Below are 23,030 nucleotides of genomic sequence, written 5' to 3'. Positions count from 1 at the left end.
ATGGAGCAGGCGCAAGGGAGAGTTGCAATGACACTGTATGACCCAAAGCTGGAAAAAGATAACTGTGGTTTCGGTCTGATCGCCCATACAGAAGGCGAAGCCAGCCACAAGTTGGTCCGTACCGCAATATCGGCCTTGGATCGTATGACACACCGAGGCGGCATCGCTGCTGATGGCAAGACCGGTGATGGCTGCGGCCTGTTAATGAAAAAGCCGGACAGCTTTTATCAGCTGGTTGCTAAAGAGCTTGGCTGGGCACTGGCCCGTGAGTACGCCGTTGGTATGCTGTTTCTTAGTCAGGATCCTGTCCTGGCTGAAAAAGCCCGCACGATCATCCAGGAAGAATTGAGCAAAGAAACCCTGTCTATTGCTGGCTGGCGCGATGTACCGATCAACCCGCAAGTGCTGGGGCCTATCGCAAAAGCCTCCCTGCCAGCTATCGCTCAGGTATTTATCAATGCGCCTGCTGGCTGGAAGCCAAGGGATGTGGATCGCCGCCTTTATATTGCCCGTCGCCGTATTGAGCAACGCATTCAGGACGATCCTGATTTCTATATCTGTAGCCTGTCGACTCAGGTCACTGTCTACAAAGGCCTGTGTATGCCCGCCGATCTGCCTAAGTTTTATAAAGACTTAGGTGACTTACGTCTGGAATCCTCTATCTGTTTGTTCCACCAGCGTTTCTCGACAAATACACAACCCCGCTGGCCACTGGCTCAGCCGTTCCGTTACCTGGCCCATAATGGTGAAATCAACACCATAGCCGGTAACCGTCAGTGGGCTCGGGCGCGGGCGTATAAGTTCGCCTCCCCGCTGCTGCCTGATCTGGCAACAGCCGCGCCCTTTGTTAACGAAACCGGTTCTGACTCCTCCAGCCTGGATAATATGCTGGAGCTGTTCCTGGCCGGTGGCATGGACTTGTTCCGTGCCATGCGCATGCTGGTGCCGCCGGCATGGCAAAACCACCCGGATATGGATCCGAAACTGCGCGCCTTCTACGACTTTAACTCCATGCACATGGAGCCGTGGGACGGCCCGGCCGGTATCGTTATGTCTGACGGTCGCTATGCCGCCTGTAACCTCGACCGTAACGGACTGCGCCCTGCGCGTTTTGTCATCACCAAAGACAAACTGATCACCCTGGCTTCAGAAGTAGGTATCTGGGATTACGCGCCGGACGAAGTGGCACAAAAAGGCCGGGTCGGCCCTGGCGAACTGCTGGTCATTGATACCAAGCTTGGCAAAATCTGGCATTCCGCCGACATTGATAACGATCTGATGGAACGCCACCCTTATAAAGAGTGGCTGGATACCCATGTTCGCCGCCTGGTACCGTTTGAAGAGATGGGTGATGATCAGGTCGGCAGCCGGGAAATGTCGCCGGAAGAGCTGAACACTTACCAGAAACTCTTTGCGGTGAACCGTGAAGAGCTTGATCAGGTCATGCGGGTGATCGGTGAAAACGGTCAGGAAGCCACCGGCTCTATGGGTGATGATGCCCCTATGGCCGTGCTGTCTTCCAAAGAACGTCTGGTGTCTGACTATTTCCGTCAGATGTTCGCACAGGTCACGAACCCGCCGATCGATCCGTTACGTGAAAAACACGTGATGTCGCTGGCCACCTGTATCGGCCGTGAAATGAACGTGTTTAACGAAACCGACGGCCATGCCCACCGTGTGGCGTTCAAATCACCTATCCTGCTGTACTCTGACATGGTGCAGCTGTTGGGTCTGGACAACCAGCATTACCGTAACAGCATTATCGACATTAACTTCGATCCGAACGAGAAAGATCTGAAGCAGGCCCTGGTCGATCTTTGTGATCAGGTAGAACGCCTGGTCCGTGGCGGGACTGTACTGGTCGTGCTGTCTGACCGTGGTATCAGTGCCGACAAGCTGCCGATCCCGGCTGCGATGGCCGTGGGTGCAGTGCAGGCACGTCTGGTGACCGCCAACCTGCGTTGTGATGCCAACATCATAGTGGAAACCGCCACAGCCCGTGACCCGCACCAGTTCGCTGTATTGCTGGGTTTTGGCGCCACAGCTGTTTATCCGTATCTGGCTTACGAGTCGCTGGCACAGCAGATTGACAGCGGTGCTATCAATAAGCCCTACCGCGACGTGATGCTGAACTTCCGTAATGGTATCGACAAAGGTTTGTATAAGATCATGTCGAAGATGGGGATTTCCACAGTCGCCTCTTATCGTTGCTCGCAGCTATTTGAAGCAGTCGGTCTGCATTCGGATGTGGTGGCATTGTGCTTCAAGGGTGTATCGAGCCGTATTGAAGGCGCTAACTTTGATGATTTCCAGCAAGACTTGTTCAATCTGTCGCGTAAAGCGTTTGTCAAGCGCAAGCAAATCGATCACGGTGGCTTGCTGAAATTTGTCCATGGTGGCGAATTCCACGCTTACAACCCGGATGTTGTCACTACGCTGCAAAAAGCCGTTAAATCCGGTGAATACCAGGATTATCTCGCCTTTGCCAAAGTAGTGAACGAACGTCCGGCAGCAACGCTGCGTGACTTGCTGAAACTGAAAGAATCGGCCAACCCGGTTGACGTCGCCAACGTAGAAGCTGCTACCGAGCTGTACAAACGCTTCGACTCAGCCGCCATGTCTATCGGTGCTCTGAGCCCGGAAGCCCATGAAGCCCTGGCAATTGCCATGAACCGTCTCGGTGGTTTCTCCAACTCAGGTGAAGGGGGCGAGGATCCTCGTCGCTTCGGCACCGAGCGCAATTCCCGAATCAAACAGGTCGCATCCGGCCGCTTCGGCGTTACTCCTCACTATCTGGTCAATGCTGATGTGCTGCAAATAAAAGTGGCGCAAGGGGCAAAACCCGGTGAAGGCGGCCAGTTGCCCGGCCATAAAGTCACCACTGAAATCGCCAAACTGCGTTATGCGGTACCGGGTGTAACCCTGATTTCACCACCACCGCACCATGATATTTATTCGATTGAGGATCTGGCGCAGCTGATTTTCGATCTCAAACAAGTCAACCCGAAAGCTCTGGTCTCGGTCAAGCTGGTATCAGAACCCGGCGTCGGCACTATCGCTACCGGTGTGGCTAAGGCCTATGCCGATCTGATCACCGTCTCAGGCTATGACGGCGGTACAGGTGCCAGCCCGCTGACCTCGGTGAAATACGCTGGCAGCCCGTGGGAGCTGGGCCTGGCGGAAACGCAGCAGGCACTGGTGGCCAATGGCCTGCGTCATAAGATCCGCCTGCAGGTGGATGGTGGTCTGAAAACCGGACTGGACGTGGTGAAAGCCGCTATTCTGGGTGCAGAAAGCTTTGGCTTCGGGACCGCGCCTATGGTGGCACTGGGTTGTAAATACCTGCGTATCTGTCACCTCAACAACTGTGCAACCGGTGTGGCGACCCAGGATGACACCCTGCGCCGCGATTTCTTCAAGGGCTTGCCTGAGCAGGTCATGAACTACTTTGTCGGCCTGGGTGAAGAAGTGCGCACCCTGCTGGCAAAACTGGGCGTTGAAAAACTGACCGACCTGATCGGACGCACCGATCTGCTGGAAATGGTCAACGGCTTTACCGCCAAGCAAAGCAAGCTGGATCTCAACGGCCTGCTGCATGCGCCTACGCCAGCTGAAGGCAAAACCCTGTACTGCAGTGAGCCGAACACACCGTTTGATACCGGTGTACTGAACCAGAAACTGGTCGACGAAGCACTGCCAGCCGTGGAAGCACAGAGTGGCGCCGATATCTATCTGGATATCCGCAACACAGACCGCTCCTTCGGTGCCCGCCTGTCGGGTGAAATTGCGCTGCGCTACGGCAATCAGGGCATGGCGGCAAACCCCATCAATGTGCATCTGTCGGGTACGGCAGGACAGTCATTCGGCGTATGGAATGCCGGTGGCCTGAACCTGTACCTGACCGGTGATGCCAACGACTATGTCGGCAAAGGCATGACAGGTGGTGTGATTACGATCCGGCCACCTGTCGGGTCAGCATTCAAGTCCCATGAATCCACCATCATAGGTAACACCTGCCTGTACGGTGCTACCGGCGGTAAGCTGTTTGCAGCCGGTTGTGCCGGTGAGCGCTTTGCGGTTCGTAACTCTGGCACTATTGCCGTCGTCGAAGGCGCCGGTGACAATGCCTGCGAATATATGACAGGCGGCATCGTGGCGATTCTTGGCCACACAGGCGTCAACTTTGGCGCAGGTATGACAGGCGGCTTTGCCTACATTCTGGATGAAGTCGGCGATTTCGCCGGCCGGGTGAACCCTGAATTGATCGAAGCTCTGCCACTGCAGGAGTTAACGATTCATCAGGAACACCTGCGCGGTCTGATCGACCGCCACCTGGAAGAAACCGGCTCAAGCCGTGCACAGGAAATTCTGGCCAACTTTGATCAGTGGATCCCGAAATTCTTCCTGGCTAAACCGAAGTCGGCAGACGTGAACACTCTGCTGGGTCACCAAAGCCGTTCAGCTGCTGAACTCCGCGTTCAGGCACAATAAGGGAGGGAATCCAATGAGCCAGAACATTTACCAATTTATCGATGTTGAACGTGTCGATCCGCCGAAGAAGCCGATTGAAATCCGTAAAATTGAGTTCGTCGAAATCTACGAACCTTTTACTCAGCAGCAGGCCAGCGCTCAGGCTGACCGCTGTCTGGACTGTGGCAACCCCTATTGTGAGTGGAAGTGTCCGGTACACAACTACATCCCGCAATGGCTGAGCCTGGCCAATGAAGGCCGGATTCTCGAAGCGGCTGATCTCGCTCACCAGACCAACACCCTGCCGGAAGTCTGTGGCCGGGTGTGCCCTCAGGACCGTCTGTGTGAAGGCTCCTGTACGCTCAATGATGATTTCGGGGCGGTGACTATCGGTAATGTTGAGAAATACATTACCGACAAAGCCTTTGAAATGGGCTGGAAACCGGACATGTCCGGCGTTGAATGGACAGACAAGAAAGTCGCCATTATCGGTGCCGGCCCAGCTGGTCTGTCCTGCGCCGACATTCTGGTCCGTAACGGCGTTAAACCTGTGGTATTTGACCGTTATCCGGAAATTGGCGGCCTGCTGACCTTCGGTATCCCGTCGTTCAAACTGGAAAAAGAGGTGATGATCAACCGCCGCCGGATCTTTACCGAGATGGGGGTTGAGTTCCGCCTCAATACAGAAGTTGGCACTGATGTGCAGCTTCAGGATCTGATCGATGAGTATGACGCGGTTTTCCTCGGTGTCGGTACCTATAAAAACATGCGTGCCGGGCTGGAAAATGAAGACGCCGCCGGTGTCTACGATGCACTGCCTTTTCTGATTTCCAACACTTACAAGGTGATGAATCTGGAAGACAATGCCCCTGAGTATATCGACATGGCAGGTAAACGCGTAGTGGTGCTGGGCGGTGGTGACACCGCGATGGACTGCGTCCGTACCTCCATCCGTCAGAGAGCCAGCGATGTAGTCTGCGCCTACCGCCGTGATGAAGCCAACATGCCGGGTTCACGCCGTGAGGTGAAAAATGCCCGTGAGGAAGGGGTGAACTTCATGTTCAACCTTCAGCCTTTGGGTGTGGTCGTTAACGGCAACGGCCAGGTCACTGGGGTAAAAGTGGTGCAAACCGCGCTGGGCGAACCCGATGAAGCGGGTCGCCGCCGTCCTGAACCTGTCGCGGGCAGCGAGCATGTGCTGGAAGCCGATGCCGTGATCATGGCCTTTGGTTTCCAGCCGCATGCCATGCCCTGGCTGGACACCTTTGATGTGGCACTGGATCAGTGGGGCCGCATTCAAACCAGCGGCGAGCACGCCTTCCAGACTACCAACAGCAAAATCTTTGCCGGTGGTGACGCGGTGCGCGGCTCGGATCTGGTGGTCACCGCCATCGATGAAGGCCGTCGCGCCGCCGATGGTATTCTGGGCTTCCTCGGTTTGTGATCCCAGCCAGTCAGGTCTGTTATGCCAAACGGTCTGTTGGTGAATAAAACCAGCAGGCCTGGCCAAGCGAGCGGCTCTCCCCCGCTCGCTTTTTTCTTTCAGTTCCCCTTTGATTCTGTCGCCTTTTGTTTAGGCTTTCCCACGCTGTCTGGCATTGTTACAATCGCATCCAATCACCGTAAGGTTCACTTTAAGAAAGAGATAACGTAAATGAAAATCGGCATTATTGGGGCAATGGAACAGGAAGTCGTAATCCTGAAAAACCAACTCGACAACTGCACCACCCTGCAAAAAGGGGGCTGCACCTTTTATACCGGCACCCTCAATGGTGCAGAAGTAGTCTTACTTCAGTCCGGTATCGGTAAAGTCGCGGCCGCCGTAGGAACTGCCATTCTGCTGGAAATTTTCGAACCAGACCTGGTCGTCAATACAGGTTCAGCCGGCGGATTTGATAGCAGCCTGAGTGTCGGTGATGTGGTTATCTCTACCGAAGTGCGTTATCACGATGCCGATGTCACTGCGTTTGGTTACCAGATGGGCCAGATGGCGCAGCAACCTGCCGCTTTCCAGTCTGACGAAAAACTGATGCAGATCGCCGAGCAGGCGCTGGCTCAGCTGGATGACACCCCCCATGCGGTACGTGGTTTGATCTGCACCGGTGATGCCTTCGTATGCAGCGCTGAACAACAGCAACGTATCCGCACGTTTTTCCCTCAGGTGGTTGCGGTTGAAATGGAAGCCGCGGCAATTGCCCAGGCCTGCCATCAGTTCAAGGTACCTTTTGTGGTAGTACGTGCTATCTCAGATGTGGCCGATAAAGAATCACCGATGAGCTTCGAAGAATTCCTGCCGCTGGCGGCGAAAAGTTCTTCCGCCATGGTGGTTAAAATGGCGGAGCTGCTTAACCGCTAATGAACGATTTGCTTGTGCTCCTCAGTCAACATCCAACCCTGCTGGCGATGTGGGGAGCGCTGGCATTACACTGGCTGCTGCCCATACCAGCCAGTATCCATCCTTTGCTTATCTGGCAACAGATCGCCATTCAGCTGGCGGCCCGGGTGAACAAAGCCACAGATACACCGCGCCAGCGGATATTATCCGGCGCGCTGGCCTGGTCAATGATGTGGATGACCATTCTGATCCTACTGATTGCCTTTTATCAGCTGGTGTGGATAGACAGCCTGTTTCATCTGGTGCTGCTGTGGATAGCGCTCGGCTGGCGTGACAGCCGCCGTTTCAGCCACAACTTCATTCAAGCCTACAGCCGGGAAGATAAGGCCAGCTGTAAAGCACAGCTCTCTGTCGCCCTTAACCGAAACACTGACACTCTGTCACTGCTTGGCCTGGGTAAAGCCTGTGCCGAAACCCAGCTGCTGAGCTATGGCCGCCAGGTTGCAGCGGTGCTGTTCTGGTACGCGGTGGCAGGCGGTTTTGGTGCTATTCTTTACCGCCTGGCCGTCAGCCTGGCCCGTTGCTGGTCTCCCAGCCGCAAGCAATATCAGTATTTTGGTCTACCTGCGGTACGTATTCTGGCTACGCTGGATATTGTCCCCCTGCGTCTGCTCGCCGTGGCTATCAGTGTCGGCAAGAACAGCCGTGATGCTTTTCGTGGTTTGCGTGAACAAGGTGAAAACTGGCAATTGCCCGGACCGGGCTGGCTGCTCACCGCCACCGGCCATAAGCTGCAGCTAGCCTTAGGTGGTCCGGCTATCTACGATACCAGCAAGCTCGAACGTCCGCGGCTCGGTGGCCGTATCGCCCCTGCCGCCCTGCATTTATCGCAAATAGATCGTCTGATACAACAGCGGTTATGGGCCTGGGTGGCGCTGCAAAGTGTGTGCATGTTTTTGATGGGAAGTCTGTTGTGAATCTGTTTAGACCCTTGGTTATTACCCTGCTGATACCTTTGACATTGGTCGTCACGACAGTAGATGGCAAAGAAGCACAGACCAAAGAAGCGCAGGCCAGTGGCAGCAAGCCTCAGCGTATTATCAGCCTAGCCCCGCACACCACTGAGCTGGCCTATGCCGCCGGACTGGGCAACAAACTTATCGCCGCCAGTGATTACAGTGATTACCCGCCACAAGCTCTGGCACTGGAACGGGTCGCGAATTACCGGGGCATCAAGCTGGAACGTATCCTGGCCTTGAAGCCTGATCTGGTGCTGGCCTGGCAAGGCGGTAACCCGCCCAGAGAAATGGCAAAACTGGAACAGTTAGGCATCCGGATCTTTTACTCCCATCCCACGACGCTCGATGCGATTGCCGACAGCCTGGAAACACTCGGCACTTTTGCCGATGATCCGACCACAGCCAATCAGGCCGCCTCGGATTTCCGTCAGACCATGGCGCAGCTGAATCAGCAATACGGGCATCAAAAACCGGTACGCTATTTTTACCAGCTGGGCATATCGCCGCTCATGAGCATGTCCGGCGATAGCTGGCCCAGCCAGGTGTTCGCGCTCTGCGGCGGCGAAAATATTTTTGCCGACAGTCCAGTGGCGTACCCGCAGGTATCGAAAGAGCAAGTAATCGTCCGCCGCCCTGAAGCGATTTTCACCACCCACGGCAGTGCAGGCCCCGATGCCAACGCCTTCACCCTCTGGTTACCCTGGCGCGAGCAATTGTCTGCGGTCCGGGATCAGCATCTGTATCAGACCCAGGCAGACTGGCTGAACCGGCCTACTCCCAGAGCATTGCTGGCCGCTCAGGAAATTTGTAAGCAACTGGATGAAGTGCGCAAACATCACCCACAATAGGATGTGAATAAGCTCACAAAGACAAAGTTATCGGTTGTGCGCGTTACATTTCACCGTACAATCTCAGCCGCTTTTTACCGCGACATCGTCATCAGGGTGGCGCGGTTTTTAATCACTGGTTGTGTGCAGGAATCCTATGCTGATTTACTCTCTTGATATGTTTGGCACCGCTGTTTTTGCCATCTCAGGTATTTTGCTTGCCGGACGGTTAAGGATGGACCCCTTTGGTGTTGTCGTACTGGCCTGTGTCACTGCCATTGGCGGCGGGACTATCCGCGATATGGCACTGGGCGCGACACCTGTATTCTGGATCACAGACACCAATTACTTGTGGGTGATTTTTGCAACCTGTCTGCTGGCGATGCTGGCGATCCAGAACCCGCGTAAAATGCCCTGGTATTTCCTGCCGGTGGCCGATGCCATAGGCCTGGCGGTCTTCGTCGCCATTGGTGTGGAAAAAGCGCTGCGTTTTGGCGCTTCCCCTATGGTGGCCGTGATCATGGGCGTGATCACAGGTTGCGGCGGCGGGGTGATCCGTGACGTACTGGCCCGTGAAGTCCCCATGGTATTAAGAACCGAAGTGTATGCCACAGCCTGTATTCTGGGCGGTATTGTCCACACAGTAGGACTGCACTTCGGGCTGGAAACAGCGGCCGCCAGCCTGTGCGGTATTGCCACGACCCTGTCTATCCGGCTGGCGGCCATTCGCTGGCACCTGTCGCTGCCAACCTTCTCACTGCGAAGCAGTCAGTAAAATTAACTTGTCGGGCGGCGCTTGCGAATGAATTTCAGCAGCAACGCCAGCCCTGCAATTACCGCCAGTACCCATAAAGCATACTGATGACGCTGGAGGAACAAACCCGCCTGTCCGATCTCGTCATAAAAATAGGCCGGCCCATAGCCGAACACCAGCAGCCAGATCCCCACCGCCAGAGTGTTGCCTGTCAGAAAAAGGTGCCAAGGCATCTGAGCGAGGCCGCACCCGAGACAGATCAATTGTTTCATCCCTTCCAGAAAGCGGCTCAGGATCAAGCCAATCACGCCATATTTATCAATAAAAGCATGTACTTTGACTAAAGATGCCGGCTTTGCCCATCCTCGTCGCTCGACGAGCCGGGCCAGCATCGCACCCAGCACATAGCCTGCCGTGTTCCCAAGCCAGCTGGCCGCCCCCGCCACCAGCAATACAGACGGCAAAGAAAGCGCACCGCTCGCGGCAAGATAACTGGCCACTATCAGCAGAGACTGGCCGGGAGCCGGCACCCCCAGCCCTTCAATAGCAATCGCCAGTGCCAGCACTAAGTAACCGTATTGCTCGATCAGTGGCGACAATTCCTGCACCAGCTCCTGCATGAACTTCTCCTGAGTGTGCTTACTTTAATGCTATACCCGATTGCCGTCGTAAGAAAGATCTCACACTTATAAGTAAACAAAAAACTTTACTTAACCAAAATCCACACTAATATGTAAACAAAATACCTTACTAAAAAAACACAACATCCGACAGGAGGTCATATGGTGCCCTACGTTGAACACGCCAATGTCACAGTCCGTGATCTGGACAACACGATTCGCTTTCTGCAAACCGCGATCCCGGAATTTGCAGTTCGTCACCAGGGGCAACAACCCACACATCGCTGGTGTCATATCGGCACAGAAAACACGTATCTGGCGTTGCAGGAAGTGGTGGCTCGCGATCAGATCGATCGCACGCCTTATCAGGATCTGGGGATCAACCATATCGGTCTGGTGGTTGATGATGTTGTACAGGTACGTGAGCGCCTGCTCAGCGCGGGGTATCGGGAAAATGACATGGAAACCCGTCACCCATGGCGCCAGCGGATCTACTTTTATGACAGGGACGGTATTGAATGGGAATTCACCCAGTATCTGAGTGACGATCCATTGCTGCGCAATGATTATTCCCTCTAACCCCTCAGGACAGGAGATCTTAAAATGTATGCGCCCATTCACGCCGAATGTCTGGCTTTGATTGACAATGGATTGCAATTTGACCCCATCTACGGGCCTGAGTTGTCGAATCATTTACCCATGGCATTGGTCGCTCTGGCACGTTGCGGTGCCAGCCCATTACAGCTACAGCATTTTTATCAGAAATACACGCCGCAATTGCAGCCAATCCGGCAGGGGAACCCGACACAGGAAACAGCACCAGAGCTGGGTATTCGCGACAGTTTCGCAGCTTTTTACCGGCAATTTCGCCAGCACATCGCGGCACAGGGTGTCGTTTCCGTCCTGCACGAATGGCTCCCCGTCCTGCTGCCCGGCCTTGCCACCAGCGCGTTTCACGGTTTGATTCGCCTCAGTTATGCGGTAGAAACGGGCGAATCCGATGAAATTGCCGTTTCGCTTGCCTACTGGGCCAGTGAGTATCAGGCTTTAGGTGAACTACATTTCACCGAGCAGTATCAGGCTGAGACTCAACTCGAGCAGGCGTGCGAGGCTTTCAGGCACTATGCGTTTCAACCCGGCATCATTGTTGATCGCGTTAATGAAGTGGTTCATCACGCAGCCTATCAGTCCATCGCCGCCGTTCCTGATGATCTCACAGAATCGGATATTGCCCGCCTCACTATTCGCGCATATCTGGCGAGCAACGACTTTACCCTGCTGCACGGGGTCACCGGATTTGATGCCTTGCTGCAACTCATGCCTTTCCTGCCGGATCGCCGGCTGGCACTGGCCTACTACTGGCAGGGGTATGTCGCGGCTTTCTGCTCCACGCAGGATCGTCCGTTCCCGAATCAGCCGCAGCCAAGCAGCATTGAGCCGGACTGGGTTGCCTGGTTCAGCACAGTCGCCACCCTGTCGGACGACCACAGTATCAAACTGACCTACAGCTGCAGCCGCCTGTATCAGACTTTTCAGTTCAACGAATATCTGTCGGCCATTCAAATGCGCTTAGCCGCCCACGAAGAACTATGAAGGAACACCGCATGAAAACAATTGCACTGGTTTACTATTCCGGCTCTGGCGCAACCCATCAAATGGCCGAGGCGATTGCGCAGGGTGCCAAAACCCAGCCCGGCACTCAGGTGATGCGCTACCGCATTGTCGGTGAAGATATTCAGAACGGCCGCTTCAGCGACCCGGATCTGTTTGCCAGCCTGCAGCAGGCCGATGCCATTCTCTTTGGCAGTCCGACCTATATGGGCGGCCCCGCCGCTCAGTTCAAAGCGTTTGCCGATGCCAGCAGCGACAGCTGGAGCGGGCAAGGCTGGCGTAACAAGCTGGCTGCCGGGTTTACCGTCGGCGGCAGTCTGGGCGGCGAGCAGGACAGTACCCTGAATTACCTCTTCGTACTGGCAATGCAGCATGGCATGTTGTGGGTCGGTATGGATATGCCCTATGGCTATGACGACAAACGGATCAATCCTATGGGCCACCAGCTGGGTGCCAGTGGTCACACCCCAACCGGACAGCTCAGTGACGCCGACGTGAAAACCGCGGCCCATCTGGGCCAGCGGGTGGCGGCACTCCTGCAAACCCAGCCGGTAGTGACCGGTGCGCCTGTGCCGTCTCTGGCCTGACAGAGACAAAAAAGGCGCCGTAATGGCGCCTTCTCTCATGCTATGACAAGCTGTTATTTCAGGGTAATACGGGCAAACTTACGCTTACCGACCTGATACACAGCCGTACCGGCACTTAGCTCAAGCTTGGTATCATCCACTTTTTCGCCGTCGATTTTCACCGCGCCCTGGCGGATCATCCGCAGTGCGTCAGAGGTTGAATTGACCAGATCGGCATCTTTCAGCAGGTTGGCGATTGCCACGCCGGCTGCAAATTCGAACTCAGGCATTTCATCCGGCATCGCCCCTTTCTGGAAACGGTTGATGAAATCCTGCTCTGCCGCATCGGCATCCGCTTCAGAGTGGAAGCGGGCAATGATTTCCTTCGCCAGCAGAATTTTCACATCGCGCGGGTTACGGCCGTTCGCCATTTCCTGCTTGAGCTGCTCAATCTCTTCCAGCGGACGGAAGGACAGCAGTTCATAGTAGTTCCACATCAGCTCATCAGAAATCGACATGATTTTGCCGAACATCTCAGTCGGGGCATCGGCCACACCAATGTAGTTATGGGCCGATTTGGACATCTTCTTCACACCATCCAGGCCCACCAGCAGTGGCATAGTCAGCACCACCTGAGGCTTTTGACCTTCCGCTTTCTGCAGCTCACGGCCCATCAGCAGGTTGAACTTCTGATCCGTACCGCCCAGCTCCACATCGGTGTTCATTGCCACCGAGTCATAGCCCTGCAGCAACGGGTACATGAATTCGTGAATGGCAATCGGACGGCCTTCGTTATAGCGCTTTTTGAAGTCATCACGTTCCAGCATGCGAGCAACCGTCTGACTGGCCGCCAGGCGGATCATGCCTTCAGCGCCCAGCTCCGACAGCCAGGTGGAATTGAATTCAATTTTGGTTTTGGCCGGGTCGAGAATCTTGAAAACCTGCTCTTTATAGGTTTCGGCATTGCGCAGTACATCTTCTCGGGTCAGGGGAGGACGTGTGGTGTTTTTACCGGTAGGATCACCCACCATGCCGGTGAAGTCGCCAATCAGGAAAGTGACCTCATGGCCCAGCTCCTGGAAGGTACGCAGTTTATTGAGGATGACAGTGTGGCCCAGATGAATGTCCGGCGCTGTCGGATCCGCCCCCAGTTTAATTCGCAGAGGACGATTTTCCTTCAGTTTGGCAATCAACTCTTCTTCCGGGATCAGTTCGTCGACCCCGCGCTTAATTTCCGCTAACGCATGCTCAATGCTGGCCATTCCTGTTCACTCCCACAAAATTGGCATAAATATGATAAAGGGCAATATTACTTGAATAGCGATGTTTTTTGAAACCAGTTAGACTTAGCCTTGTCTTATTTTTCTCTTATGCGCAAAAAATATCAAAATAATTATCAAATGCTAATATCAAAATTTTCCCGTTTGCCAAGGATACATCAGATTCTCATCACCATTATCAGTGCGGTGACTGTACTGCTGATCCTGCTGCCGGGCGCAGAGGAGATGGAGAAGCCTGAACAAAAGTTTGAAATCGGCAAACTCTATCCGCTCGACATCAATGTCGACGGGCCTCAGCTGCAGGCAACCGGCGTCACACCGCCCTTATTACCGCCCCCGCTGAGCTGGACAGAGCATGTGATCAAGCCGGGTGAAAGCCTGGCGCTGGTGTTTGATAAAGTCGGCCTCAGCCCAGCCACACTCTATCGCCTGATCAATGCCGATGAGGGCACCAAATCCCTGATCACATTACGCCCCGGCGACAAGCTACGGTTCGGGCTCGATGACAAAAAAGATCTGATTCAGTTAATTCAGCCGATAAATGCCACAGAAACCCTCTATATCACACGCAAGGGCGACACTTTCCATTCCAGAACAGAAGTGAAGAAGGTCGATACTCAGCTCAATTTTGCCCAGGCGGTGATCACTTCCAGCTTCTGGAATGCCGCGGCGGATGCCGGTCTGACACCAAACCAGATCATGGAAATTGCCGGTATTTTTGGCTGGGATATCGACTTTGCTCTGGATATCCGCGAAGGCGATACCTTTTCAGTCTTGTTTGAAGAACGCTATGTCGAAGGCGAGCCCATAGGCCGTGGCAATATTCTTGCCGCCACCTTCTCCAACCTGGGTCAGACCTTCACTGCGGTCAGAAACAGCAGCGACGGCAAATATTACGATCCGGATGGCCGGGCGATGCAAAAAGCCTTCCTGCGCTCCCCGGTGAACTTCCGCTACGTCAGTTCAAACTTTAACCCGCGCCGTCTGCACCCGGTAACCGGCCAGGTGAAAGCGCACCGCGGCACCGATTACGTGGCCCCGGTGGGGACACCTATCTGGTCGGCCGGTGACGGTGTGGTGATGAAATCGGCCTACAATCAGTTCAACGGTAATTATGTCTTTATCCGCCACAGTTCCACCTATGTCACCAAATACCTGCACCTGAGCAAACGCCTGGTGAAAACCGGCCAGCGGGTTAAACAGGGACAAACAATAGGTAAACTGGGCAGCAGTGGCCGGGTAACCGGGGCTCACCTGCACTATGAGTTTCTGGTCAACGGCGTACACAAGAACCCCAGAACTGTCTCTCTGCCTCAGTCAGACTCGCTGCAAGGTAAAGACAAAGCCGCCTTCAAGCAGCAAGCCAGTGAACGTTTGGCGCAGCTCACTCAGCTGCGCCAGTTGCTGGCCACCAATAGCAATGCCAGTTTAATACCGTCAAGAAGCTGATGCTCAGATAAAAATGGCAAACAAAAAAGCCGTCACCCAAGGTGACGGCTTTTTTTTGGCGTCGCATGTAACGGCTCTTTACACGCTAAAGGATGCACCGCAGCCACAAGTGGTGGTGGCATTCGGGTTGCTCACAAAGAAACGGGAACCTTCCAGTCCTTCGGTATAATCAACCGTACCGCCAATGAGATACTGCAGACTCATAGGGTCAACCACCAGGGTGACACCGCTGTTCTCTATGGTGGTATCGCCGTCATTCACTTTTTCGTCAAAGGTGAAACCATACTGGAAGCCACTGCAGCCACCGCCTGTGATATACACACGCAGTTTCAGCTCAGGGTTTTCCTCTTCCGCTATCAGCGCTTTCACCTTATTCGCTGCAACATCCGAAAAGTTCAGCGGGAAACTGGCATCGCTCATTAGCAACCTCTCAATTCATCTTCATGTTGGTCAACTGACCTTTGAGACAATTATCTAATACCTGACTGCTGCGTTCAAGTATTGACCACAAACGCGTCGTATAAGTGGGCGGATCAACAAAAATGCCCTCTCGCCATTGAATTCGCATTTACGTACAATAGCGCCCTTATCACCAAAGGATTACAGGAAATAACCATGAGCAAATCGGCTGAATTATTTGCCAAAGCACAACATACCATTCCTGGCGGGGTCAACTCTCCGGTCCGCGCATTTGCTGGCGTGGGCGGCGATCCGCTGTTTATTGAGCGTGCCGACGGTGCCTATATTTTTGATGCCGATGGCAGAGCTTACATCGACTATGTCGGCTCCTGGGGACCTATGATCCTTGGCCACAACCATGTTGCCATCCGTGATGCAGTGATCGATGCTGCCCGTCAGGGTCTGAGCTTCGGTGCGCCGACCGAGATGGAAATCACCATGGCAGAGCTGGTATCTCAGCTGGTGCCATCCATGGAAATGGTGCGCATGGTCAGCTCTGGCACCGAAGCCACCATGAGTGCCATTCGCCTGGCCCGTGGTTTCACCGGCCGCGACAAAATTATCAAATTCGAAGGCTGCTACCATGGCCATGCTGACTGCCTGCTAGTAAAAGCCGGTTCCGGCGCCCTGACCTTAGGCCAGCCAAGCTCGCCGGGTGTACCGGCAGATTTCGCCAAACACACACTGACTTGCACCTTCAACAGCCTGGAATCGGTGCGTGAAGCCTTTGCTGAACACCCGGAGCAAATTGCCTGTATCATAGTGGAACCTGTGGCTGGCAACATGAACTGCATTCCACCTGTACCGGGCTTCCTGCAAGGGCTGCGCGAGATCTGTGACGAGTTCGGTGCCCTGCTGATCCTGGACGAAGTAATGACAGGTTTCCGCGTCGCTCACGGCGGCGCTCAGGCTTACTACGACGTTAAACCGGATCTGACGACTTTAGGTAAAATCATTGGCGGCGGTATGCCTGTCGGCGCGTTCGGCGGCCGACGCGAGGTCATGCAGTATATTGCACCGACCGGCCCTGTCTATCAGGCCGGTACGCTGTCGGGTAACCCGGTGGCCATGGCTGCCGGCTTTGCTTGCCTGACGATCCTGACCCAGGAAGGCAATGAAAGACGCCTGGCGCAAACCACCCAGCGTCTGGCCGAAGGTTTTCAGGCGCTGGCCGACAGATATGGCATCCCGCTGGTCACTAATCAGGTCGGTGCTATGTTTGGTTTCTTCTTTACCGATCAGCAAAATGTGCACAGCTACCAGGACGTTGCCCGCTGTGATGTAGAGAGATTCAAGCGTTTCTTCAACCTGATGCTGCAAAAAGGTGTGTATCTGGCGCCTTCAGCATTCGAAGCCTGCTTTACCTCGCTGGCACACGGCGAGAAAGAGATCGACGCCACCCTGGAAGCGGCAGAATACGCGTTTGCAACACTGGCACAAGAAGCCCGGTAAAACACGCGTCCTATTTCTGATTGCGCAAGGGCAGGAGAAATCCTGCCCTTTTCTTTGCACTACCCTTTACACATTCCTTGGCTCTTTCTGCAGCTTACCTTTTGTTACAGAATGAACATCTTTTTGTTCCGGACAGATGTCACTGAAATATCACAGAAATACTCACTGACGCCATTGCCAGCATCTCAACCGGATGCAATGATAAACAGATTGCAAATCTGCTGAAGGACAACCCCGTGCCAAAACCTTTTCAAGCCCAGTCGAGACACTGGATGCTCATGGCTGCGCTGGCAGTGGCCACCTATGCCAGTTACCGGTTGATTGAGCCATATCTCGGCCCAATCGTCATGGCCTTTATCATTTCCCTGCTTTTCTATCCGTTGCACGCCAGAATTGAAAAGCGCTTTGGCCGGCCAAATCGCTCTGCCATTTTATCCTGCACCATACTGACCTTTATCATAGTGATCCCTGTGCTGGTCGTCTTCGCCTCCATTGTTCAGCAAGGCTCCGCTTTTTCCAAAGACAGCTACGTCTGGCTGACCGAAGGCGGTCCCAAGGAAGTCCTGTCGCATCCTTACGCGCAAACTGTGCTGCATACCATCAATAAATGGTCTCCTTTTGAAAGCCTGGACGTGCACTCCATTGTTCAGAAGCTGGCGTCAGCGGCCTCTAAGCTGGGTACGCAACTGCTGAATATCAGTGCCAAATTACTGGGTGATGCCACTAACTTTGTGCTCAGCTTTCTGCTGATGCTGTTTGTGCTCTTTTTTCTGTTACGTGACCACGACAAAATTGTGTCCACCCTGCGCCATGTATTGCCTTTATCGCGCAGCCAGGAAGATGCCTTACTGACTGAAGTCGAGCAAGTGGCAAAGTCTGCCGTCATGGGATCCTTCCTGACGGCGCTGGCACAAGGTGTCGCCGGCGGCTTTGCCATGTGGTTAGCCGGTTTCCCCGGACTATTCTGGGGATCTATGATGGCGTTTGCTTCCTTCATTCCAGTGTTCGGTACGGCACTGATCTGGTTACCGGCGTCCTTATATCTCCTGCTGATTGATCAATGGGAATGGGCGGTGTTTTTGATCGCCTGGGGCATTATAGTGGTTGGCTCTATCGACAATTTCGTTCGGCCGCTGCTGATGCAGGGCAATTCAGGCATGAACACCTTGCTGATCTTCTTCTCTATTCTGGGCGGCTTACATCTGTTCGGCCTGATTGGGCTGATATACGGGCCGATCATTTTCGCAGTCACCCTAGTCTTGTTTAAACTGTATGAAACTGAGTTTAAAGACTTTCTCGACCAGCAGGATCATAGCTAGTCAACCGTCGGCAGCCGAATCAACGGCTGCCTTTCCATACGGCCGGAATTGTGGAACAATTCGCGCCCGGAATCAGAATCACCACAGAGGCTCTCATGTCTTCCAATGCGTCGACCTATAGTGCTGCCAGCCAGGTAGTTGCCCGTCAAATCGACTTTTTTACCGATCGCCATGTGCTGGTAGCCGGAGAACTGGACGATCTCTATCCGATAGAGCTGGCAGCAGTCGCCAGTAGTGTCCGGGTTTTCACCACCCACTATGGCCAGCATCTCAGCCTGAGCCGTTCGAGTAAGATCAGCAGCCATTTCGGCGCAGAGCTGTCAGCCGATGATGCACTAGGGGTCGACATGATCCTGCTCTACTGGCCGAAAGCCAAAGCCGAAGCCGACTATCTGCTGGCGATGCTGCTGGCGCATTGCGGACCGGAAACCGAGATCTGCATAGTGGGTGAAAACCGCAGTGGCGTGCGCAGTGCCGAAAAAATGTTTGCCCCGTACGGCCCGCTCAACAAATACGACACCGCACGCCGGTGCAGTTTTTACTGGGGACGCTGTCAGGATCAGGCACCAGAATTCAAGCTTGATGACTGGTTCCGCAATTACACCCTGACTATCGGTGAGCAAACGCTGACTATCCGTTCACTGCCGGGCGTATTCAGCCTGGGCGAATTTGATCAGGGATCCCGCCTTCTGGTTGACAATCTGCCGGATCTGTCCGGACGCGTGCTGGATTTTGGCTGCGGCGCCGGCGTCATAGGTGCGGTGATGAAAACCCGTTTTCCGGACATCACACTGGATCTGGCGGATATCAGCGCCCTGGCCATTGCCTCTGCCAGAGAGACTTTCCGCGTCAACCATCTGGAAGGGGGTTTTATTGCCACCGATGTTTATCATTCACTACCGGAACAATACGACTTTCTCATCAGCAACCCGCCCTTCCATGCCGGTTTGAAAACCTTCTATGCTGCCACTGAGCAGTTTATCGCACAGTCTCCGGCTCACCTGAGTGCTGGTGGAGAGCTGTTGATAGTGGCCAACAATTTTCTGCAATATCCGCCTTTGCTGGAACGTTGCCTGGGGGGCTATGATATTCGCGCAAAAAACAATAAGTTCTCCATTTATCACGCAAAAAAATAAGTCTGTTTGCCTGCCGTCTTTTGTGATGGCAGGCAATGAAATCCCTGCATTTCGCGACAAAGTCCGTCAAATCCGTCAAAATTGTGTCATAGCACACGCTTCATCCATGACTTCCTTGATTGTAAAAAAAAACTCAGTATAAACGGTAACTCAGCTGCAAAAGCCCCCGCGTAAACTGCCCGTTCGCCGTCAAAACGGCTGGCTGCGTTTTGGCAAAAATGCCAGTGAGCGCTTTTGATAGCATCACAGACAGATTTGTATCAGCAGATCAAAGGTCAGCCGGACATGCAAAATACCACCCGTTTTAAACGTCTCCAGCATACTCTGATGCTGGCTTTCCTTTTGCTGAGCCTGATCCCGCTCACCCTGTCTTCTTTGTTTTTCCTGCATTCACACACCCGGGATCTGGCTGAACAGAGTACCAATCACCTGGCTTCATTGCGCGATAACAAACGCCAGCAGATCAGTGCCTTTTTTACCGCGAAAGAATCTGAAATACAGAGCTTTGTTCGCTCCGAACTGGCCAACGCCAGTGGCGGGCGTTTTTATGGCATAGTCGGCGCATTCCGCCAGTTAGGGGACATCAACCGCCTCAGCAAAGGCTCTACTAACGGCGAATATTTCAGTCGTACCCTGATCTCCCGGCCGCCGTCCAGCGAAGTGGATAACACCTCCCCTGATTATATCGTTCAGGAAAGATACCGCCTGATCTACAAACGCTATCACTGGGCCTATGAGGAATATCTGAAACGCTCTGATTTCAGTGACCTTCTGCTGGTGGATCTGGATGGTAATGTGGTGTACACCTCTCGCAGCCCGGATTTGTTTGCAGCCCGTTTAGGGGCCGGCAGCGCGCAATATCCGGCACTCAACCAGACTTACAGCACCATCAAAAACCTGACCACTCAGTTCAGAGAGCGGCAATCTCGTAACAGCCAAAAAAACTTGGGTGATCGCGAGCCAGAGCAGATGCCTATCGCCTTTACCGATTTTGCCGCCGATGGCGAAAACAGAGAAGCGACCGCCTGGTTCGCCGCTCCTATCATTCAGCATGGCTACCTGCACAGTTACGCTTTCTTTAAACTGAGCAACCGCACCATTGCCGACGTCATGTCCAGCAGCAGTGAGGCTAATCAGTACGTCCAGACGCTGCTCATCGGGCAGGACCACAACCTGCGCTTGCCCAACGACGGTGACTTACCGGCAGAGCTGGCCAGTGCCGGTATTGATCATGCACTGGCAGGCCAGGCAGGCGTCGGCAGCTTACTGAATTTCAACAAGATTCCTGTGCTTAGTGCGTATGCCCCCATTGACGTGCTCGGCAACAAATGGGCCCTGGTAGTTGAACTGCCGGAGCAGGAAGCTTTCTCCCGCATCCACCAGTTAGAGGAATTTTTCCTTCTGGCCATTTTGGCTGCCGTCATACTGGTGACCATCACGGCGCACTGGCTGTCCAATTACATCACCGCCCCGCTGCTGCGTTTAACCTGGGCCGCCGAGCAAGTCTCAGCCGGCGATCTGGATCAAAAGATCACCTCGACCGATCGCCGTGATGAAATTGGCCGTCTGGCGATCAGCTTTGCCAGAATGCAACGCTCCATTCGCGAAAAAATCACCCTGATCCGCGAGCAAAATACCGAGCTGGAACACAATCTGGCCGTTATCCAGCAACAGAACGAAGAATTGCAGACCGCCGACAAGCTCAAAGACGAATTTCTTGCCACCACCTCCCATGAGCTGCGTACCCCGCTGCACGGTATGGTCGGCATCGCCGAAGCCATGCTGGCCGGGGCCAACGGACCGATCCAGCCGGATCAGCAACGCCAGCTGGACATGATCATCAGCAGTGGTCAGCGCCTGACCAAACTGGTCGACGATTTGCTCGACTACCACAAAATGCGCTATGGCGATCTCGATATCCAGCCCCACGCGGTCGATCTTGCGGCGGCCAACCGCTTAGTGCTTGAACTGTCGGCACATCTGCTGGATGGCAAACCGGTGCGTATCATCAATCAGATCCCTGCGGATTTACCTCTGGTGATCGCTGACGAACAACGCCTGGAACAGATATTGTACAATCTGGTGGGCAACGCCATTAAGTACACCTCAGAGGGCAAAATTATTCTTTCCGCCACTGTGCTGGAAAGTCAGGTCCGCATTCAGGTAGTTGATACCGGTCAGGGCATACCTGCTGAGCAACTGGAACACATTTTTGAACCCCTGGTGCAGGCCAACACAGGCTCGGCGAACTACCACCAGGGGGCCGGGCTGGGACTGTCCATCAGCCGTCAGCTGATTGAGCTGATGGGCGGCAGCCTGTATGTCAGCAGCCAGCCAATGATAGGGACGACCTTCAGCTTCATCCTGCCACTGGCCACCAAAGAAGACATTGCCCGCAGCCAGCTCAGCACGCCGCAGCATGACCATTTTCAGGCTCCTCGCCAGGATGCCAACACGGTCAATATTGATGACTTGCCTGATAATCCTGATGGCGAGCTCCTGCTGGTCGTCGACGATGAACCGGTGAACTTACAGGTCGTCACCAGCTTTTTACGCATTGCCGGCTATCGGGTGATCACCGCAGAAAACGGTCAGCAAGCCCTCAGTCTGATGGAAGCGCATCAACCGTCACTGGTCCTGCTTGATGTCATGATGCCGGGCATGAGCGGCTATGAAGTGTGTCAGCAATTACGTACCCGCTATAGTTTGACAGAACTGCCGATCATCATGCTGTCTGCATTAGGGCAAGTGCGGGACAGGGTAAAAGGCTTTGAATTCGGTGCCAACGACTACCTGACCAAACCCTTTAATAAAGACGAGCTGACCGCCCGGATCCGGGCCCACCTGCAAGCCGCCCAGACAGAAAGGCAGCGCACTGAAAATCAATGGCTGCAGCAGGAAATTCGCCACCGCGAACAGGTGCAGCTGGCCCTGCTTGATACCCAGACACGCCTGCTGGGTCTGCTGGAATCCACCAGCGAGGCCATCCTGTGCACCCGCGAAGATGGCCGCATCCGCTATGCTAACAATGCGGCCGGCCAGCTCTTTCAGCGCGCACCGGAGCAGCTGGAACGCTTGTCGATTCAGGATCTGCTGCTGACCCAACTGCCTGAAGATATTGAACAGAACCGCCATTACAGCGGTGAACTGAGCTATCGGATTCAGGATGGCAAGCAGACTCTGGCGACCGATCTTATCCAGTTGCCCGCCGAGTCCGGGCTCAGCCAGATGTTTATCTTTGACAGTCAGGGTCCCAGCTCAGTACAACGCATTGCGTTACTGGAAAATGCCGTCGATGTGCTCTCCGGTTTCGCGACAGATGGCGACAAGCACAGCCTGCAGCGTTTACGCGACATGGGTGGTGAGTTCAGCCAGTTGGCAGACCGGCTGGATCACTCTCAGCCGGATAAAGCCGATCAGTTGAGACAAATGCTGGTAGATGTAATGAAAGACTGTCTGCAGTTCTGGGAAGCCTCTACCGGAAAAACCAAGTTTGACCTGGCAGAAGAAAGTGGCTTGTGGCGCGTGTACCTCGACAGAAGCACACTGCAAACACGTACCCTGGACAAATATTTACAGCTGGAAACACTGCCGAAAACACCGCGCTGGCGCACCGTTCTCAACACACTGGATTTTGTGCTGGAACGCTGTGCCAAAGAGAGCCGGGACAGGGAAGCAATCCTTGAGATGCGCAATCGTCTTCAGCGTATGATCAGCCAGTAAATTCAGCCGT

Annotated in this window: 17 protein-coding genes; 14 read left to right on the top strand and 3 right to left on the bottom strand. The window is 54.2% G+C overall.

Annotation, left to right across the window (positions count from 1 at the left end):
* Positions 1–27: 27 nt before the first annotated feature.
* From gltB to IFO68_RS08600, 6 genes are all read left to right on the top strand, one after another.
* Positions 28–4,491, top strand: coding sequence for a glutamate synthase large subunit (gene gltB, locus IFO68_RS08625; protein ID WP_192015523.1), 4,464 nt, complete (start codon positions 28–30; stop codon positions 4,489–4,491).
* A 13-nt stretch (positions 4,492–4,504) separates the two neighbouring features.
* Positions 4,505–5,914, top strand: a complete 1,410-nt coding sequence (locus tag IFO68_RS08620) for an FAD-dependent oxidoreductase (protein WP_192015522.1) — start codon at positions 4,505–4,507, stop codon at positions 5,912–5,914.
* A gap of 210 nt (positions 5,915–6,124) precedes the next feature.
* Positions 6,125–6,826, top strand: a complete 702-nt coding sequence (gene mtnN, locus IFO68_RS08615) for a 5'-methylthioadenosine/S-adenosylhomocysteine nucleosidase (protein ID WP_192015521.1) — start codon at positions 6,125–6,127, stop codon at positions 6,824–6,826.
* On the top strand, positions 6,826–7,782 hold the full coding sequence (locus tag IFO68_RS08610; protein ID WP_192015520.1) for a cobalamin biosynthesis family protein: 957 nt from the start codon (positions 6,826–6,828) through the stop codon (positions 7,780–7,782). Before mtnN ends, IFO68_RS08610 begins: the two co-directional genes overlap by 1 nt.
* A complete protein-coding gene (gene btuF / locus IFO68_RS08605; RefSeq protein ID WP_237793801.1) occupies positions 7,779–8,672 on the top strand; it encodes a vitamin B12 ABC transporter substrate-binding protein BtuF in 894 nt (297 codons plus the stop codon). The genes IFO68_RS08610 and btuF overlap by 4 nt, the downstream gene beginning before the upstream one ends.
* A 136-nt stretch (positions 8,673–8,808) precedes the next feature.
* Positions 8,809–9,426, top strand: coding sequence for a TRIC cation channel family protein (locus tag IFO68_RS08600; protein WP_027253144.1), 618 nt, complete (start codon positions 8,809–8,811; stop codon positions 9,424–9,426).
* 2 nt (positions 9,427–9,428) lie between these two features.
* On the opposite strand, the gene IFO68_RS08595 is transcribed toward IFO68_RS08600, so the two are convergent.
* Positions 9,429–10,025 (bottom strand): DedA family protein, encoded by a 597-nt coding sequence (locus tag IFO68_RS08595; RefSeq protein WP_192015518.1) that lies wholly within the window; start codon positions 10,023–10,025, stop codon positions 9,429–9,431.
* Between the two features lie 162 nt (positions 10,026–10,187).
* On the opposite strand from IFO68_RS08595, the gene IFO68_RS08590 reads away from it, so the two are divergent.
* The 3 genes from IFO68_RS08590 to IFO68_RS08580 are packed head-to-tail and all read left to right on the top strand — an operon-like array spanning position 10,188 to position 12,223.
* On the top strand, positions 10,188–10,604 hold the full coding sequence (locus IFO68_RS08590) for a VOC family protein (RefSeq protein ID WP_192015517.1): 417 nt from the start codon (positions 10,188–10,190) through the stop codon (positions 10,602–10,604).
* Between the two features lie 24 nt (positions 10,605–10,628).
* Positions 10,629–11,618, top strand: a complete 990-nt coding sequence (locus IFO68_RS08585; RefSeq protein ID WP_192015516.1) for a questin oxidase family protein — start codon at positions 10,629–10,631, stop codon at positions 11,616–11,618.
* Between the two features lie 11 nt (positions 11,619–11,629).
* The gene (locus IFO68_RS08580; protein ID WP_192015515.1) at positions 11,630–12,223 is read left to right on the top strand and encodes a flavodoxin family protein; all 594 of its coding nucleotides are present in this window, start codon (positions 11,630–11,632) and stop codon (positions 12,221–12,223) included.
* A 53-nt stretch (positions 12,224–12,276) separates the two neighbouring features.
* Here IFO68_RS08580 and tyrS read toward each other — a convergent pair whose 3' ends face one another.
* The gene (tyrS, locus tag IFO68_RS08575) at positions 12,277–13,464 is read right to left on the bottom strand and encodes a tyrosine--tRNA ligase (protein WP_192015514.1); all 1,188 of its coding nucleotides are present in this window, start codon (positions 13,462–13,464) and stop codon (positions 12,277–12,279) included.
* Positions 13,465–13,602: 138 nt separating this feature from the next.
* Here tyrS and IFO68_RS08570 point away from each other — a divergent pair, with 138 nt between their 5' ends.
* Complete coding sequence (locus tag IFO68_RS08570) at positions 13,603–14,931, top strand: peptidoglycan DD-metalloendopeptidase family protein (RefSeq protein WP_192015513.1); 1,329 nt, start codon at positions 13,603–13,605, stop codon at positions 14,929–14,931.
* A 78-nt stretch (positions 14,932–15,009) separates the two neighbouring features.
* On the opposite strand, the gene erpA is transcribed toward IFO68_RS08570, so the two are convergent.
* Entirely contained in the window at positions 15,010–15,351 is a 342-nt protein-coding gene (gene erpA, locus IFO68_RS08565; protein WP_027253150.1) for an iron-sulfur cluster insertion protein ErpA, read from the bottom strand.
* Positions 15,352–15,546: 195 nt separating this feature from the next.
* On the opposite strand from erpA, the gene hemL reads away from it, so the two are divergent.
* From hemL to IFO68_RS08545, 4 genes are all read left to right on the top strand, one after another.
* A complete protein-coding gene (gene hemL / locus IFO68_RS08560; RefSeq protein WP_192015512.1) occupies positions 15,547–16,842 on the top strand; it encodes a glutamate-1-semialdehyde 2,1-aminomutase in 1,296 nt (431 codons plus the stop codon).
* A 236-nt stretch (positions 16,843–17,078) separates the two neighbouring features.
* The gene (locus tag IFO68_RS08555; protein WP_375713907.1) at positions 17,079–18,161 is read left to right on the top strand and encodes an AI-2E family transporter; all 1,083 of its coding nucleotides are present in this window, start codon (positions 17,079–17,081) and stop codon (positions 18,159–18,161) included.
* Between the two features lie 95 nt (positions 18,162–18,256).
* Complete coding sequence (gene rsmC, locus IFO68_RS08550) at positions 18,257–19,297, top strand: 16S rRNA (guanine(1207)-N(2))-methyltransferase RsmC (protein WP_192015511.1); 1,041 nt, start codon at positions 18,257–18,259, stop codon at positions 19,295–19,297.
* Positions 19,298–19,582: 285 nt separating this feature from the next.
* Positions 19,583–23,020 carry a hybrid sensor histidine kinase/response regulator gene (locus IFO68_RS08545; RefSeq protein WP_192015677.1) on the top strand — a complete coding sequence of 1,146 codons (3,438 nt, stop codon included), beginning with the start codon at positions 19,583–19,585 and terminating at the stop codon, positions 23,018–23,020.
* Positions 23,021–23,030: the final 10 nt, after the last annotated feature.

It is taken from the genome of Photobacterium arenosum, assembly GCF_014841115.1.
GTDB classification, from domain to species: Bacteria; Pseudomonadota; Gammaproteobacteria; order Enterobacterales; family Vibrionaceae; genus Photobacterium; species Photobacterium arenosum.
Note: the sequence above shows the minus strand (reverse complement) of the source record. Positions and strands in the feature narration are given on the sequence as shown.